At 61.1% G+C, this 15,766-nt stretch carries 12 protein-coding genes; 5 read left to right on the top strand and 7 right to left on the bottom strand.

Annotated elements, in window-relative coordinates:
• The first annotated feature begins 207 nt into the window (after nt 1-207).
• The 3 genes from AC0IYN_RS29640 (at nt 208) to AC0IYN_RS29650 (ending at nt 3,714) form a co-directional block, all read left to right on the top strand.
• The gene (locus tag AC0IYN_RS29640) at nt 208-1,338 is read left to right on the top strand and encodes a carbon-nitrogen hydrolase family protein (protein ID WP_471844596.1); all 1,131 of its coding nucleotides are present in this window, start codon (nt 208-210) and stop codon (nt 1,336-1,338) included.
• Complete coding sequence (locus AC0IYN_RS29645; protein ID WP_471844598.1) at nt 1,335-2,363, top strand: AraC family transcriptional regulator; 1,029 nt, start codon at nt 1,335-1,337, stop codon at nt 2,361-2,363. Before AC0IYN_RS29640 ends, AC0IYN_RS29645 begins: the two co-directional genes overlap by 4 nt.
• 334 nt (nt 2,364-2,697) lie before the next feature.
• Nucleotides 2,698-3,714: a transketolase-like TK C-terminal-containing protein gene (locus AC0IYN_RS29650; RefSeq protein ID WP_471844600.1), complete on the top strand. Its 1,017-nt coding sequence runs from the start codon at nt 2,698-2,700 to the stop codon at nt 3,712-3,714.
• A gap of 99 nt (nt 3,715-3,813) precedes the next feature.
• Here the strand turns inward: AC0IYN_RS29650 and AC0IYN_RS29655 are convergent, their stop codons facing one another.
• Nucleotides 3,814-4,284 (bottom strand): MarR family winged helix-turn-helix transcriptional regulator, encoded by a 471-nt coding sequence (locus AC0IYN_RS29655; RefSeq protein WP_078049272.1) that lies wholly within the window; start codon nt 4,282-4,284, stop codon nt 3,814-3,816.
• A 146-nt stretch (nt 4,285-4,430) separates the two neighbouring features.
• Between AC0IYN_RS29655 and aceE the strand changes: the two genes are divergently transcribed.
• Nucleotides 4,431-7,091, top strand: a complete 2,661-nt coding sequence (gene aceE, locus AC0IYN_RS29660; protein WP_471844602.1) for a pyruvate dehydrogenase (acetyl-transferring), homodimeric type — start codon at nt 4,431-4,433, stop codon at nt 7,089-7,091.
• 1 nt (nt 7,092) lies between these two features.
• On the opposite strand, the gene AC0IYN_RS29665 is transcribed toward aceE, so the two are convergent.
• Both AC0IYN_RS29665 and AC0IYN_RS29670 read right to left on the bottom strand, forming a co-directional pair.
• On the bottom strand, nt 7,093-7,878 hold the full coding sequence (locus AC0IYN_RS29665) for a DUF2242 domain-containing protein (RefSeq protein ID WP_457248412.1): 786 nt from the start codon (nt 7,876-7,878) through the stop codon (nt 7,093-7,095).
• 89 nt (nt 7,879-7,967) lie between these two features.
• Nucleotides 7,968-8,867, bottom strand: a complete 900-nt coding sequence (locus tag AC0IYN_RS29670; protein ID WP_214497767.1) for a LysR family transcriptional regulator — start codon at nt 8,865-8,867, stop codon at nt 7,968-7,970.
• Between the two features lie 117 nt (nt 8,868-8,984).
• Here AC0IYN_RS29670 and AC0IYN_RS29675 point away from each other — a divergent pair, with 117 nt between their 5' ends.
• Entirely contained in the window at nt 8,985-10,190 is a 1,206-nt protein-coding gene (locus tag AC0IYN_RS29675; protein ID WP_471844605.1) for an MFS transporter, read from the top strand.
• Here AC0IYN_RS29675 and AC0IYN_RS29680 read toward each other — a convergent pair.
• The 4 genes from AC0IYN_RS29680 to lon all read right to left on the bottom strand — a co-directional run bounded on the left by AC0IYN_RS29680 (nt 10,137) and on the right by lon (nt 15,684).
• Nucleotides 10,137-10,661: a GNAT family N-acetyltransferase gene (locus AC0IYN_RS29680; protein ID WP_406598673.1), complete on the bottom strand. Its 525-nt coding sequence runs from the start codon at nt 10,659-10,661 to the stop codon at nt 10,137-10,139. The two genes, AC0IYN_RS29675 and AC0IYN_RS29680, sit on opposite strands and share 54 nt — an antisense overlap.
• Before the next feature lie 99 nt (nt 10,662-10,760).
• The gene (locus tag AC0IYN_RS29685) at nt 10,761-12,635 is read right to left on the bottom strand and encodes a SurA N-terminal domain-containing protein (RefSeq protein ID WP_471844608.1); all 1,875 of its coding nucleotides are present in this window, start codon (nt 12,633-12,635) and stop codon (nt 10,761-10,763) included.
• Nucleotides 12,636-12,866: 231 nt separating this feature from the next.
• Nucleotides 12,867-13,154, bottom strand: a complete 288-nt coding sequence (locus AC0IYN_RS29690; RefSeq protein ID WP_221034285.1) for an HU family DNA-binding protein — start codon at nt 13,152-13,154, stop codon at nt 12,867-12,869.
• Between the two features lie 133 nt (nt 13,155-13,287).
• On the bottom strand, nt 13,288-15,684 hold the full coding sequence (lon, locus tag AC0IYN_RS29695) for an endopeptidase La (RefSeq protein ID WP_078049279.1): 2,397 nt from the start codon (nt 15,682-15,684) through the stop codon (nt 13,288-13,290).
• Nucleotides 15,685-15,766 lie beyond the last annotated feature (82 nt).

Raw genomic sequence — 15,766 nt, forward strand, 5'->3', positions numbered from 1 at the left:
AGCTCCACAACGGATCATCACGGGACGTGGAAGGCTCGAATGGCCTGCCATCGGTTTATGTCCCACAGACTAAGAGGCGGTGGACGACGGCTCAATGACTGAAACTGACAACTTATTGATCCAAATGCACAGCGCCCCTTGGCAAGGCCGCCCATGCGCCCTACCCTAGTCGGCGAACCCTGCACACGGTCTGTTGTCTGTTCCCCCATGCGTAAACTTCTGATTTTCACCGTCACCATGGCCCTGGTTGCCGCCATCGCCGCGTATCTGGTCTGGACCCAGGAGCGCCCTGTGGGGCATTACCTGTCGGACCTGCGTATCACACTGGCCGTCAACGAAGGCCTGCCTGCCGACCGTGGCAACTTGCTGGGCATCCAGCCAGAGTTGTTTCCCGCTGACTACCAGAGCCTGGAACGCCTGCACCTGAAACTCGCGGCCTACCTGCAAAAAGCCCGTGACCAGGGGCTGATCAATGACAAGACCATTGTGGTGCTGCCTGAACATATCGGCACCTGGCTGATGCTCACCGGCGAAAAGAACGAGGTGTACCAGGCCCTTCACGCCAAGGATGCGATGAATTGGCTGTCGGTCAGCAACCCGCTGCTGTTCGCCCGCGCCTGGATCAGTGCCACGGGCGACAACCGCACCGACGACGCCTACCTGCGCATGAAAGCCCAAGACATGGCGCGGGACTATCAGCTGTTGTTCGGCGGCCTGGCCAAGGAGTTCGGCGTTACGTTGGTGGCCGGCTCCATCACCCTGCCGAACCCGAGTGTGAGCCAGGGTCAACTGCAGGTCGGCCATGGCGCGCTGTATAACGCCAGCGTGGTGTTTGCCGCCGATGGCTTGCCGATCGGCGACCCACAGCGCCAGCTCTACCCGATCTACGATGAACGCGGCTTTATCCAGCCCGGCGATGAAAACGTCGTCAGCGTGGTCGACACCCCGGCCGGGCGCCTGGGTGTGCTGGTCGGCAGCGACAGTTGGTACCCGGACAACTACCGCAAACTCAACGAGCAAGGTGCGCAGTTGATTGCAGTGCCGGCCTTTGTGCTCGGTCGCGATACCTGGGACCGCCCTTGGCGCGGGTTCAAAAGCGTGTCCACCCCGACCGAAATCAGCCTCAAGCCCGAAGAGCTCAGCGAGGGCGAGGCCTGGCGTCGGCTCACGCTGATCAGCCAGCCACCCATCAGCCAGGCCAGCGCCGGCATGAGCGTGTTCCTGCGCGGGCAGTTCTGGGACCTGGGCACCGCCGGGCACAGCTTTCTCAGCAGCAATGGGCAAATCAGCGCCGATGGTGAAGCGCGTGGCGCACGCCTGTTGAATATCTGGCTGTGAAACCGGTGCGGCTGGGGGATCTGTCGGTGGGCTTCGTGCACACCCTGGCCGATGCCATCCACAGCCACGGCCTGGACCCACAGCCGCTGCTGTTGCAATACGGCCTCGACCCGGCCCGCCTCGCCGAGGCCGGCGCACGCTTGTCGATTCCACGCTACATGCGCCTGGGCCACGCGGCCATCCAACTCACCGGCGACCCGAGCCTGGGCTTGCGCATGGGCCAGCTCAGCCGCTTGAGCCAGGCCGGGCTGGCCGGCGTCACCGCCGCCCAGGCGCCCAATGTACGCGAGGCGGCGCGCGCATTGACGCGCTTCGAGGCGCTTTACGGCTCCAATTATCGCGGGCAGTCGAGCTTTGTCGAAGATGCCGAAGGCGCCTGGCTGCGCTTCTATTCCATCAGCCCCTACAACGCCTACAACCGCTTTGTGGTGGACTCGATCATCGCTGGCTGGCTGCATCAATTGTCGAGCCTGGCCCAGCAACCGGTGCAGGCGCAGCGCATCGATATCGAGTTCGACACGCCAGAATACGGCGATTGCTACAACGCATTGGGAGACGTTCACTTCGGCGCCGACGCCAATCAATTGCGCCTCAACCAGCACACCCTGGCGCTGCGCAACCCGCAGCACTGCCCAAGCACCTGGCAATTGCTGTTACAGCTGTGCGAAAGGGAATTGGAGCAGTTGACGCGCACCCGCAGCCTGCGCGAGCGCATTACCCGTTTGCTCGGGCCGATGCTCAATGGCGGCCGGGAACCCGACCTGGAAGAAGTGGCGGCACGCCTGAAGCTGCCCACCTGGACGCTGCGCCGCAAACTGGCCGAAGAAGGCACTCAGTTCCGCGCGATTCTCAACGATACCCGCCGCGACCTGGCCATGACCTACATTCGCGATACGGAACTGGCGTTCGGCGAGATCGCCTATCTGCTCGGTTTTGCCTCGGCCCAGGCGTTTCAACGGGCCTTCAGGCGATGGAACAACCAGACCCCAGGGGAATTTCGCCGCAGTCAGCGGCATTCCGCCTGAAGTCGGTCTTACAACTCTGTTGCATCGTCAGCGGGTTCCAGCGGGTCCGACTCAATCGCGTGGTACTCGAGCAGTTCTTCCTGGTAATCGTCCATGCCGGACTCCTTCTTGATGTTAAAAGCGGCTGCTGATTAATGACCTGCACAGCCAGCCTAAAGTGCCGTCATGACGAAAAAATGTCGACGCCATGACGTTCCTGCACTCAAGGATTAAACGTAGCAGCGTTGCAGGGATTTAGCACCCGGCCATCAAGGCACTTTTGCAATCATTGCATTTGCAATCACTTGCGAGTTTCCATTAGGGTAATGGCATTTGTCGCCAGGTGACCCTCTCCATGACCACCGCTACCGCACACGCCGCGCAGCTTTGCATCGACGCCCTGAGTGCTGCCACGCCCGCCAGCCGCTCACCGCTGTACACCGTGACAAGCATGGCCGACACCCTCGAATTCAGCCGTCAGGCCTGGGTGATCCGCGGCCAGTCACGCTCCCGGCGCGTGGGTCACTGGCCGGGTTGGTTCGCGCGTAATACCGTCGAAAAACCCTTGCTGTACCTGCACAGTGCGCAATCGTCGGCGCAGTTGAGTGCGCTGTCCGACGCTGCCCACCAGCGCGGCATCTTGTGCAACGACATCGAAAACCAACCCTCCCGGTGGCCCAAGGGCGCGCAGCCTTCCCTACCGTTATGGCTCGCCACCCACCCGTGCTGCACGCCGTATGACCCGGCCTCCGGCGAGGAAGCCCAAGCGATTGTGCTGGCGGCGTTGCGTAGCCTGTATGTCGACGGCAAGCCCGGGTTCTATTACCTGGCGCTGCATGATCATGAAAGCGCGGCGCCCCTGAGTGAGCAGGACCGAGAAGCCGCACTCAAGGGCATGTACCGACTCCAACCTGACACCCCTGCGGATGTGCGACTGCTCGGCGCAGGCCGGGCGCTTGAAGAGGTGTTGCAGGCCAGGCAACTGTTGGAACAGGACTGGGACATCACCGCGCAACTGTGGAGCTGCCCCAGCTACACACGACTGGCCCGCGAGGCTGGCGCGGCTGAACGCTGGAATCGCCTGCACCCCGGGGTGCCCAAGCGCAGCTGCCATCTACGCGATTGCCTGGCCGGGAATGCAGCGCCAGTGATTGCAGTGACCGGCTATCCGCAGGCGATTGTCGATCAGTTAGCGGCACACGTGGATGCACGCTTTGTGGCGCTGGGCGCGGGATCGGTGCAGGCGGCGGCGCCGAGTCGTTATTGGATCGTGGTATCGGCGCTCAGGGCATTGGCGGATGAAGGGCGGATCGACGCACGGCAGGTGCAGGCCGCGATGAATCGCTATGCAGTGGAACGCGCTGGACTGTAGGAGCCGGCTTGCCGGCGATGGCGGTGTGTCAGCCTGGAATGGACTGCCTGATAGGCCGCTATCGCCGGCAAGCCGGCTCCTACACGGTTTCGTGGGGCTTTAGGTTTTGCGGCGGCTGCGGGTCTGGACGCCGGCGTCCATCGCCAGCCCGGCGGTGCGCTCCAGTGCGTCGGCAAAGCACTGGCGTTGCTCGGGCTCGATCTGTGACAGGAACAGCTCATCCACCGTGCTTTCGTAGATCTTCCACATCTTTTTACGCAGCACCCGACCGGCCTCGGTGATCGAGGCAAACGCTGCGCGGCCGTCGCCGTCGGAGCGTGAACGCACCACCAAGCCGTCCTTTTCCAGACGGTCGACCAGCCGTGTGAGGTTGTAGCGCTCGATGGCCAGCACATCGGCCAGTTCGTGCATGCGGCGGGTACCGTCGGGGCCGCTTTCCAGGCCCCACAACGCGTCATACCAGGCATAGGGTGGCAGGCCCGCCTCTGCCAGGCGCCGCTCGATTTCGCGGATGACCGTCCTGTGGGCCCTGACAAAACGGAACCATACATCTGGTTCTTTCGACGACATGCAACACCATCCGGGCAATTTCAAGAAGGTTGCAATAGTAGCTCATCCCGCGCTAGATTCGGTCATGTAGTTGCAATTGCAACTACATTTGCCGGCACTCCCACAAGGAGCCCGCCACTTGAAATCCGCCTACCCTGGAGCCTCACATGACCCCGAACAACGCAGTCAGACGCGATGACGATCCACAGGAAACCCGCGAGTGGCTGGACTCCATCGAATCGGTGCTGTCCACCGAAGGCCGCCCGCGCGCCCACTACCTGATCGATCAGTTGCTGGATTTCGACGTGGCGCGGCATGGCGACTTCTACGGGAGGGTGACTACGCCCTACGTCAATACAATCCCGGTGGATCGGCAGTTGCCCTACCCTGGCAACCTGGCCATCGAACGCCGTACCAATGCGTTTATCCGCTGGAACGCCATGGCGATGGTGTTGCGTGCAGGCAAACACTCAGGCGTCGGTGGGCACATCGCGACCTATGCGTCAGCCGCAGTGCTGTACGACGTAGGTTTTGATCACTTCTTCCGTGGCCGAACCGACAGCTTTGAGGGCGACCTGGTGTACATCCAGGGCCACTCCTCCCCCGGCATCTACGGCCGCGCCTACCTGGAAGGCCGCATCAGCGAAGCGCAACTCGACAACTTCCGCCGCGAGGCCGGTGGCGACGGTATTTCGTCCTACCCACACCCACGGCTGATGCCGGACTTCTGGCAATTCCCTACCGTGTCCATGGGCCTCGGCCCCATCACCGCCGCTTACCAGGCGCGCTTTATGCGCTACCTGGAATTGCGCGGCCTCAAGCAACACCAGGGACGCAAGGTCTGGGCCTTCCTCGGTGATGGTGAAATGGATCAGCCGGAATCCCTGGCCGCCATTTCCCTGGCCGGGCGCGAGAAACTCGACAACCTGATCTTCGTGGTCAACTGCAACCTGCAACGCTTGGACGGCCCCGTGCGCGTCAACGCCAAGGTGATCCAGGAGTTCGAAAGCCTGTACCGCGCCGCCGGCTGGAACGTGATCAAAGTGATCTGGGGCAGTGGCTGGGACGCGCTGCTGGACAAAGACCAAAGCGGCCTGCTGCGCCAACGCATGATGGAATGCGTGGACGGCGACTATCAGAACTACAAGTCACAGAACGGCGCCTATGTGCGTGAACATTTCTTCGGCAAGTACCCGGAATTACTTGCGTTGGTTGCGGACATGTCCGACGACGAAATCTGGAAACTCTCACGGGGTGGACACGACCCGGACAAGGTCTACAACGCCTATGCGGCTGCCGTGCGCCATGGCGGCCAGCCCACCGTGATCCTGGCGAAAACCGTCAAGGGTTTCGGCATGGGTGAAGCCGGCGAAGGCCAGAACATCAACCATCAATTGAAGAAAATGGGCGCCGATGCGGTTAGAGCATTCCGCGATCGTTTCGACCTGGACGTCGCGGACGACCAGCTCGCCGACCTCCCCTACCTCAAGCCCGCAGCCGACAGCGAAGAGGCCCGCTACTTCGCCGCTCGCCGCCACGCCCTGGGCGGCTACGTACCGGCGCGCCACAGCGCGGTCGAACCCTTGCAGATCCCCGAACTGGCCGCTTTCGCCACCCAGCTCAAGGACACCGGCGAACGGGCAATCTCCACCACCATGGCCTTTGTGCGCATCCTTGGCACCCTGCTCAAGGATCCGCACCTGGGCAAGTTGATCGTGCCCATCGTACCGGATGAGTCGCGTACCTTCGGTATGGAAAGCCTGTTCCGTCAGATCGGCATCCACTCCGCCGTAGGCCAGCTCTACACCCCGCAGGACGCAGGGCAACTGAGCTACTACAAGGAAAGCAAGGACGGACAGATCATGCAGGAAGGCCTGAATGAATCCGGCGCCATTTCCTCATGGATCGCGGCGAGTACGTCCTACAGCAACCACGGTGTGATGACCGTGCCGTTTTATATTTTCTACTCGATGTTCGGCTTCCAACGCGTTGGCGACCTCGCCTGGGCGGCAGGCGATGCGCGGGCGCGCGGCTTCCTGCTGGGGGCCACGGCAGGCCGCACCACGCTGATGGGCGAAGGCTTGCAGCATGACGATGGGCACAGCCATATCCTGTCGTCAGTGATCCCTTGCTGCGTGTCCTACGACCCGACGTTTGCCTACGAGCTGGCGGTGATTATTCGCGAGGGCATGCGGCGGATGTACGTGCAGCAAGAGGACGTTTACTACTACATCACCCTGCTGAACGAAAACTACCCGCACCCGGCAATGCCCGAAGGTGTGGAGGACGGCATTCTCAAGGGCATGTACCGGCTCAGTGCTAGCACGCAGGCCCAGGTGCAACTGATGGGCAGCGGCTCAATCCTGCGCGAAGTGATTGCGGCGGCCGAGCTGCTGCACAAGGACTTCGGCATCCACAGTAATGTATGGAGCACAACCAGCCTCACCGAGTTGCGCCGTGACGGACATGCCGTGGAGCGCTGGAACCTGCTGCACCCGCAGAGCGAGCCAAGGGTGAGCTACGTGGAGCAATGCCTGGCCAGTGAAACGGGGCCGGTGGTGGTGGCGACGGACTACATGAAGCTGTTTGCCGATCAGATTCGCCCCTTCGTTCCCGGACGGCGCTTTGTGGCGTTGGGCACGGACGGTTTTGGGCAATCGGACACCCGTGAAACCCTGCGGGCGTTCTTCGAAGTGGACCGGCATTTCATCGCGCTGGCGGCCTTGAAGGCGTTGGCGGATGACGGTGTGATCGAACGCGAGAACGTCAGTGAAGCGATCAGCCGCTACGGGATCAACGTCGACAAGGTCGACCCCGCAGCAATCTGAGTTACTGCGCAGGCGTCGGCAGGGGCGGAATCGCTTCTGTCGGCGCAGGCAGGTCCGGGTTGCTGGTGGCCGGTGCGGGCTCTGCCTGCGGCGCAATCGGCGCGGCCTCGGCAGGTGGCGTGACGGGCTGGGAGACAGGCTGCGGGGCGGCAGGCTCTTCCTTCGGCGGCTCGACCTTCTCGGCAGCCGGGGCGACTTTGGGTTCCGGCACCCCCAGCTCGGCTTTCGGTTGCTCGGGGATATGCTCGGCCTTCTTCACTTCCTGTGGCAGGAACACATCCACCAGCGAAAAATAACGCTCGTAGAATTTCGGCGCCGAAACGGTCTCACTCGCCACCTTCACCATCGAGTCATCGGTGGAGCCGATCGGCATCGACACCGAACCCAACACCCCAACCCCCAGGCTCGCGGAGTTGTTGACCTTCTTCAGCGCGTAGCGATCCTGCAAGGCGTTGGCGAACATCGTCGAATGGTTGGTGCCTTTGCCATCATCGGCACACACCACGTTGAAGCTGATCTGCAAGTGGGTCTCGCCGGTCTGCTGGAAGCTCTTGTTACCCACGACCAGTTTCGGGTCGCTGCTGGTGATGATGTAGCCCTGGCTCAGCAAGGCGCGCCGTGCGGCTTCGCACGCAGCGACATCAGTCACCGGGTAATCCCGGGAAAACGTACCGGAGTCGTCGAAATTCTCATGTTCATAAATAGCGGTCTTGGGTGACGAGCAGCCCGCGGCGCCCGCCAACACCAGCGCCAACCCGAGGCTACGCAAGTGAAATGATGTCGACATTGAAAATCCTGAGGAAAACGGTCCGGGCGGTATTGTGCAACAGAACGAGGCCTTGGCGCGCGCATTCCTGTCGGTAAAACGTCACAGCCTTAGATTGCACCACTCGCAGGAAAAAGCCCTGCGCACATATGCTCAATAAACACGCGCAATTTGACCGACGCATGGCGACTTGATGGCCATAACAGCCAGAAACTGCCCCGATGTTCCAGGTGGTCATCCAGCACCCGTTGCAGGCGCCCGTCGGCAACGGCCTGATTGACCATGTAGTCCGGCAGGCAGGCGATCCCCAGGCCTTCATGCACCACGTGGTTGAGGGACTCGATGGTGGTACTGACCAACGGGGCACGCAAGACAGGTTCCGAGGCGCCGGCAGCCAGGCGCAACGGCCAGGGCTCCAGCTTGCCCGTGGCGCAGAACTTGTGACGCAGGCAGGCATGCTCGCTCAACTGCTGCGGCAGTCGCGGGGTGCCATGCTCGCGGAAATAGGCTGGGGTGCCCACCACTACCAGCTGGTAATGCCCCAGATGACGCGCCATAAGGCGTGAATCTTCCGGCTTGCCCGTGCGAATCACCGCGTCGAACCCTTCTTCGATCACGTCCACCATGCGGTCGGAGAAATCCACATCCAACTCGATCTCCGGGTAAGCCCGCATGAAATCGCTGAGCACCGGCATCAACAAGCCACGCACTTGCGGCACGCTGATGCGCAACTTGCCTCGGGGCGTGGCGCTGGCCTCTGTCAGTTCGCGCTCGGCGGCTTCGACTTCGGCCAGGATACGCCGTGAACGCTCAAGGAACAGCGCACCCTCGCTGGTCAAGGTGATGCTGCGGGTGCTGCGGTGAAACAGCCGCACGCCCAGGCGTTCTTCCATCCGCGCGATGCTCTTGCCGACGGCCGACGATGACACACCCAGTACACGCCCTGCGAGGGTGAAGCTGCGCGTCTCCGCCACCTGCACGAATACCGAGAGGCTGCCCAAGTTGTCCATGATCCCTCACAATGATTAAGGACGCCTACGTCCGATAAGTTCGGAACCTTAGCCTGTTTTTCCGCAGGCAACAGCCCCTTACTCTGCCTGCTTGCCCTTTTGCATGGATAGAGTGTGATGACTTCCCTCACCGATTCCCCCGTAACCGCTCAAAAAGACACCCTGCCGCTGGGAGGTTTGCTGGCCTTGGCCAGTGCCGGTTTTATCACCATCCTTACCGAAGCCATGCCCGCCGGCCTGCTGCCACAGATGGGCGAAGGCCTGGGCGTGTCGCCCGCACTGGTTGGCCAACTGGTGACGCTGTATGCCCTGGGCTCACTCGTCGCCGCCATCCCGCTGACGCTGTTGACGCGCGGCTGGCGCCGCCGGCCGTTGTTGCTGGTGGCGATTGGCGGCTTCGCCCTGGTCAACAGCGTGACCGCGCTTTCCAGCCACTATGGGCTGACCCTGGTGGCGCGCTTCTTTGCCGGTGTGTTCGCCGGGCTGCAGTGGGCGTTGTTGGCGGGGTATGCCAGCCGGATGGTCGCGCCACACCTGCAAGGTCGAGCCATTGCAGTGGCGATGCTGGGCGCCCCGCTGGCGCTGTCGTTGGGTGTGCCCGCAGGTACGTTTCTTGGCGCCGCCGTTGGCTGGCGCCTGAGCTTTGCACTCATGACCGGCCTGACGCTGTTGCTGTTGATAGTGGCGCGCCTGCAACTGCCGGATTTCGCCGGCGAACAGGCCGCAAAACGCTTGGCCCTGCATCAAGTGCTGAGCTTGCCGGGTATTCGTCCGGTGCTGTGGGTGACCTTTACCTACGTACTGGCCCACAACATTCTCTACACCTACATCGCCCCATTGCTGGTGCCGGCGGGCATTGCCGCCGATATCGACCGCGTGCTGCTGGTGTTCGGCCTCGCCGCGCTGTTGAGCATCTGGCTGGCCGGTGTGTTGATTGACCGGTGGTTGCGTGCACTGCTGCTGATCAGTTGCGCGCTGTTTGGTTTGGTCGCCTTGGCCTTGTCGTTCTGGCTGAACCTGCCAGCGGTGATCTACCTCGCCGTGGCGTTATGGGGCCTGGCGTTCGGCGGCCTGCCTGCCCTGCTGCAAACAGCGCTGGCCAAATCGGCCGGCGAGTCGGCGGACGCCGCGCAATCGATGCTGGTGACCGTGTGGAACCTGGGCATCGCAGGCGGCGGCTTGGTGGGCGGTGTGTTGCTCGAAGGCTGGGGCGTCGGCGCATTTGCCTGGGCGGTTGTGCTGCTGATGTTACTGGCCCTGGCCGGCGCGTTACAGGCGGCGCCCCAACAACTGGCCCGGCCACCCTTCAAGGTCGAACGTTGAAATACGCTGATACCCGCACGCCTCGTAAAAACGCACCAGGTCGCCCGTGCCGCCGGCGTAACAGTCCACGCGCAGGCGCTTGACCCCGGCAGCGCGGGCACGCTCATCGGCGAACGCCAACAGCTGCCGACCCAACCCACGCGCACGTGCATCACGTGCGGCGATCAGCAAACGCACATAGACTTCCGGCTCAGACGCTGGCGGTACGTAAGGCATGGGCTCGCCCAGCACAAGTGCCGCCAGCACCCGCCCCTCAGGCGTTTCAACCACCCAGGCACCGGGCATGGCACACGCGTCTGTGACTTGCGCTACCCGCCGGGGCAATGCGGACCAGGGCGCGGTGCCCCATTGGGCGTTATTACCCATCCCGACAAACCAGGCGATCACCTCGTCAAACACCTGCAGCACGGCCGGAGCATCCGCTGCGCTGGCACGACGGATCACCCAGTCTTCTTTTCCTTGAATAGACACGCTTGAAACTCCTTGGTCGGCGATAACGAATGCCCAGTCTAGCGCACATAAAAAAGCCCCCGGACTTTTCAGGCCGGGGGCTTTTTGTTCAAACCAACATCAGAACTTCTTGATGTCAGCCTTGGTTTCCAGCTGCTTGCGGTAGGCCGCGAAGTCCTGCTGGCCCACGCGGGAGGCGAGGAAGCGGCGGTATTGCGCCTTTTCTTCGTCCGTTGGGGCAGCGGCTTCGTTGACGCCGTTCAAGCGCACGATCACCAGGCTACCGTCAGCCAGGGTCACGGTGGTGAAGGTCGGCTTGTCCTTGGCCGCAGGCTTGGGCATGCGGAACAGGGCTTGCAGCACGGCCGGGTCGATCGCTTCCTGGCTACGGGTAGCCGCTTCAGTGACCTTCCATGCCTGACCGTCGACCGGCTGGTTCAGCGGGGTTTTGCCATCGCGCAGGCTGGCGATCAACTCGTCAGCGTGGGCCTTGGCAGCCGCGCTGGCGCGTTCCTTGGCCATCTGGGTGCGAATCGCCGCTGCAACGCTTTCCAGCGGCAGTTGCGAAGGCTTCAGGTGCTCCTTGGCACGCAGCACGATGATGGTTTCCGGGTCCAGCTCGATGGCGGTGCTGTTGGCACCCTCATCCAGGACTTCCGGGCTGAACGCAGCGGTGACCACGGCGCGGTTGGCCGCGACACCTTCGCCACCGTCACGGCCAAATGGCGCGGAGGTGTGAACGGTCAGCTTCAGGTCGGACGCTGGCTGGGCCAGGTCGGAGGCTTCGAATGCCGCATCTTCCAATTGCTTGGTCGCTTCGACAAAACGCTGCTCGACCTGCTGGGTCTTGAGCTCTTTGGTCAGCTTGTCTTTCAGGCTGGCAAACGTCGGCACTTGTGGTGCTTCAACGCCCAACAGCTTGATCAAATGCCAACCGAAGGTGCTGCGCACCGGCGCCGAGACCTGGTCCTTGTTCAACGCGTACAAGGCAGCTTCGAAGTCCGGATCGTAGACGCCAGGGCCGGCGAAGCCCAGGTCGCCGCCACTGTTGGCCGAACCTGGATCCTGGGAGAACTCCTTGGCCAGGGCTTCGAATTTCTCACCCTTGGCCAGGCGGGCCTGGATTTCTTCGATCTTGGCCTTGGCTTGCGCGTCGGTGACCTTGTCGTTGACTTCAATCAGGATATGCGCGGCACGACGCTGTTCAGCGAGGTTGGCGGTTTCTTTCTGATAGGCAGCCTGCAGCTCATCGTCCTTCACGGCAACCTGGTCGAAGAAGGAAGACTTCTTCAGTTCCAGATAGTCGATAACCACTTGGTCAGGGGTCATGAACTCTTTGGCGTGCTGGTCGTAGTAAGCCTTGACCTCGTCGTCGGTAAGTTTCACCGCCGCAGGGTTGGCCTTGATGTTGACGGTGGCGAAGTCGCGAGTCTGTTTTTCCAGACGGGCGAATGCCAGCACTTCGGAATCGGTGACGAAACCGCTGCCGGCAATACCTGCGCGAACCTGGCCGATCAGCATTTCCTGGGTCAGCATCTGACGGAACTGCAGGCGGCTGTAGCCCAATTGACGAGTGACCTGGTCAAAACGGTCGGCGTTGAACTTGCCGTCCACCTGGAATTCCGGCGTCTGCAGGATCACTTGGTCCAGCGCGGCTTCAGAGAAGCCAAACTTGGAATCGGCGGCGCCTTGCAGCAGCAGCTTGCGATCGATCAGGCCCTTGAGGGCCGCATCGCGCAGCAGTTTTTCGTCCAGCAGGGAAGCATCGAAATCCTTGCCCAGCTGTTGCATCAGCTGGCGACGTTGCATGTCGACGGCCTGGCTCAATTCGGTCTGGGTGATTGCTTCACCGTTGACCTTGGCCACGTCCTGCTTACTGTTACCCGAAGCCTGGAAAATGGCTTCGATACCGGTGAACGCCATCAATGCGACGATGATCCCGATAATGGTCTTGGCAATCCAGCCTTGTGAATTGTCCCTGATATTTTGCAGCATGCGTCCCCCAGAAACGGTTGAACTTCAAAAATAGGCAACCGTGGAGCGTGGGTAGAGTCCGGATAGAAGAAAGGCGCATCCGAGGATGCGCCTTCTCGTAACTGGCGGAGCGGACGGGGGTTTGAACCCACACCCCCGGCGTGGCGACCCGATGGATACGTGGGTCAGCTGCCGCTCCGCTGCCAGGTCGAACCTACGTTCGACCCGGGTAGGTAAAGGCTAGATCGAAGCTTAGTTAACGGCTTCTTTCAGGGCTTTACCGGCTTTGAAACCTGGTTTCTTGGCAGCAGCGATTTGCAGTGCTTTGCCAGTCTGTGGGTTGCGGCCAGTGCGAGCTGGGCGGTCAGTCACAGAGAAAGTACCGAAGCCTACCAGTACCACGGAGTCGCCGGCCTTCAGAGCGCCAGTGACGGATTCGATTACTGCATCCAGCGCACGGCCAGCAGCAGCTTTCGGGATATCAGCGGATGCAGCGATAGCATCAATCAGTTCCGACTTGTTCACTCTAAGTCCCCTTATATATCTATTGAGTATGATTCTAAGTTTTTTGGTGAAAGCAAAAACCAGTGCTGAATGGCCTACAGACACTTAAGAGCCGCTTTATAACAAGGGCTCTAAAAAGCTGTCAAGGAAGCCACCAGGCTTTAACGCATTAATGCGTGCTAATTCTTTCCTTGGAATCAGACTCGCGTTTTTCGTCCTTTGCAACTATCTCCGGAGCCACATCCGGCAAGGGCTCCGGCGCGTATTGCAGCGCAATTTGCAGGACCTCGTCAATCCATTTAACCGGTTTAATCTGAAGATCTTGCTTGATATTGTCCGGAATTTCCTTCAAGTCGCGAACATTCTCTTCAGGAATGATCACGGTCTTGATACCACCCCGGTGTGCAGCAAGCAATTTCTCTTTCAGACCACCGATCGCCAATACCTGGCCACGCAGGGTAATTTCCCCGGTCATGGCAACATCGGCGCGTACCGGAATGCCTGTCAATGCCGACACCAGGGCCGTGCACATGCCTACGCCAGCGCTAGGGCCGTCTTTCGGGGTCGCCCCTTCCGGCATGTGGATGTGAGTGTCGTGCTTCTCGTGGAAGTCCAGGGGGATCCCCAGGCTCCGGGCGCGGCTGCGCACCACAGTCTGCGCGGCCGTGATGGATTCGACCATCACGTCACCGAGGGAACCGGTCTTGATCAGCTGGCCCTTGCCCGGGATCACCGCGGCTTCGATAGTCAGCAACTCGCCGCCCACCTGGGTCCACGCCAAGCCAGTCACCTGACCGACCTGATCCTGCTGCTCGGCCAGGCCATAGCGGAATTTACGCACGCCCAGGAAGTGCTCAAGGGAGTCGGCCGTGACCTTCACCGAGAAGCGTTTTTCCAGTGCATGTTCCTTGACCGCCTTGCGGCAGATCTTCGCGATCTGGCGCTCCAGGCCCCGTACACCGGCTTCGCGGGTGTAATAGCGCACGATGTCGCGGATCGCCTCGACCTCGAACTCGATCTCACCTTTCTTCAAGCCATTGGCCGAAGTCTGCTTGGGCGCAAGGTATTTGACGGCGATGTTGATCTTCTCGTCTTCGGTGTAACCCGGCAGACGAATCACCTCCATCCGGTCCAGCAGGGCTGGCGGGATGTTCATGGAGTTGGAGGTGCACAGGAACATTACGTCGGACAGGTCGTAGTCGACTTCCAGGTAATGGTCGTTGAAATTGTGGTTCTGCTCGGGGTCGAGCACTTCCAGCAAGGCAGAGGCCGGATCGCCACGCATGTCGCTGCCCATTTTGTCGATTTCATCAAGCAGGAACAGCGGGTTGCGCACGCCCACTTTTGTCATCTTTTGAATCAATCTTCCTGGCATCGAACCGATGTAAGTCCGGCGATGACCACGGATTTCCGCTTCATCGCGTACACCACCGAGGGCCATGCGCACGAATTTACGGTTAGTGGCGTTGGCAATCGACTCGGCCAGGGAGGTTTTACCTACACCAGGCGGGCCGACCAAGCACAACACCGGACCACGAATCTTCTTCACGCGCTTTTGCACGGCGAGGTATTCGAGGATGCGTTCTTTGACTTCTTCGAGGCCATAGTGGTCAGCGTCGAGGATGTCTTCAGCGCGCGCCAGGTCCAGGCGTACTTTGGTCTGGGCCTTCCACGGTACCTGCACCAGCCAGTCGATGTAGGAGCGCACCACGGTGGCTTCGGCCGACATCGGCGACATCTGCTTGAGCTTGTTCAGCTCGGCGGTGGCTTTGGTCAGGGCGTCTTTCGGCAGGCCGGCGGCATCGATGCGCTTTTTCAGCTCCTCGATTTCGTTGTGGCCTTCCTCGCTGTCGCCGAGCTCCTTCTGAATGGCCTTCATCTGCTCATTCAGGTAGTACTCGCGCTGGCTGCGCTCCATTTGCTTCTTCACGCGACCACGGATGCGCTTCTCGACCTGCAGCAGGTCGATTTCAGCATCCAGCAGCGCCAACACATGTTCAACACGGGCCGACAGGTCGATGATTTCGAGGATGTCTTGCTTCTGCTCGATTTTCAGCGCCATGTGCGCGGCCATGGTGTCGACCAGGCGGCTTGGCTCATCAATGCTGTTGAGGGAAGACAGGACTTCAGCCGGGACTTTCTTGCCCAACTGCACATACTGCTCAAATTGCGAGAGCAGGCTGCGTACAAACACTTCGGACTCGCGCTCCGGGGCCTCGACTTCGTCGATCAGCGCCACTTCAGCGCGCAGGTGGCCGTCCACCTCCATGAAGCGCTCGACCGCACCGCGCTGTTCACCTTCCACCAGCACCTTGACGGTGCCATCGGGCAGCTTGAGCAATTGCAGCACGGTTGCAATGGTACCGACGCGATACAGGGCGTCTTCGCCTGGATCATCATCAGCAGGATTTTTCTGGGCCAACAGCAGGATCTGCTTGTCGCCCGTCATCGCGGCCTCGAGGGCTTCGATAGACTTCTCGCGCCCCACGAACAGCGGGATAACCATGTGCGGATAGACGACGACATCACGCAACGGCAGGAGAGGCAATTCGATGGTTGTCTTCATGATTTCGCCTCTATGACAGTTGAAAAGTAAGCTTGAAACCAAGATGGGGGCTGCATGCAAAAAAAACAAGCTTATTGCCAGC

This window comes from Pseudomonas sp. AC112 (genome assembly GCF_979253545.1).

Excerpts from the sequence above, each read along its gene's own strand:
- AC0IYN_RS29640 (WP_471844596.1), top strand. The coding sequence starts at position 208 with ATGCGTAAACTTCTGATTTTCACCGTCACCATGGCCCTGGTTGCCGCC.
- AC0IYN_RS29650 (WP_471844600.1), top strand. The coding sequence starts at position 2,698 with ATGACCACCGCTACCGCACACGCCGCGCAGCTTTGCATCGACGCCCTG.
- AC0IYN_RS29655 (WP_078049272.1), bottom strand. The coding sequence starts at position 4,284 with ATGTCGTCGAAAGAACCAGATGTATGGTTCCGTTTTGTCAGGGCCCAC.
- aceE (WP_471844602.1), top strand. The coding sequence starts at position 4,431 with ATGACCCCGAACAACGCAGTCAGACGCGATGACGATCCACAGGAAACC.
- AC0IYN_RS29665 (WP_457248412.1), bottom strand. The coding sequence starts at position 7,878 with ATGTCGACATCATTTCACTTGCGTAGCCTCGGGTTGGCGCTGGTGTTG.
- AC0IYN_RS29670 (WP_214497767.1), bottom strand. The coding sequence starts at position 8,867 with ATGGACAACTTGGGCAGCCTCTCGGTATTCGTGCAGGTGGCGGAGACG.
- AC0IYN_RS29675 (WP_471844605.1), top strand. The coding sequence starts at position 8,985 with ATGACTTCCCTCACCGATTCCCCCGTAACCGCTCAAAAAGACACCCTG.
- AC0IYN_RS29685 (WP_471844608.1), bottom strand. The coding sequence starts at position 12,635 with ATGCTGCAAAATATCAGGGACAATTCACAAGGCTGGATTGCCAAGACC.
- lon (WP_078049279.1), bottom strand. The coding sequence starts at position 15,684 with ATGAAGACAACCATCGAATTGCCTCTCCTGCCGTTGCGTGATGTCGTC.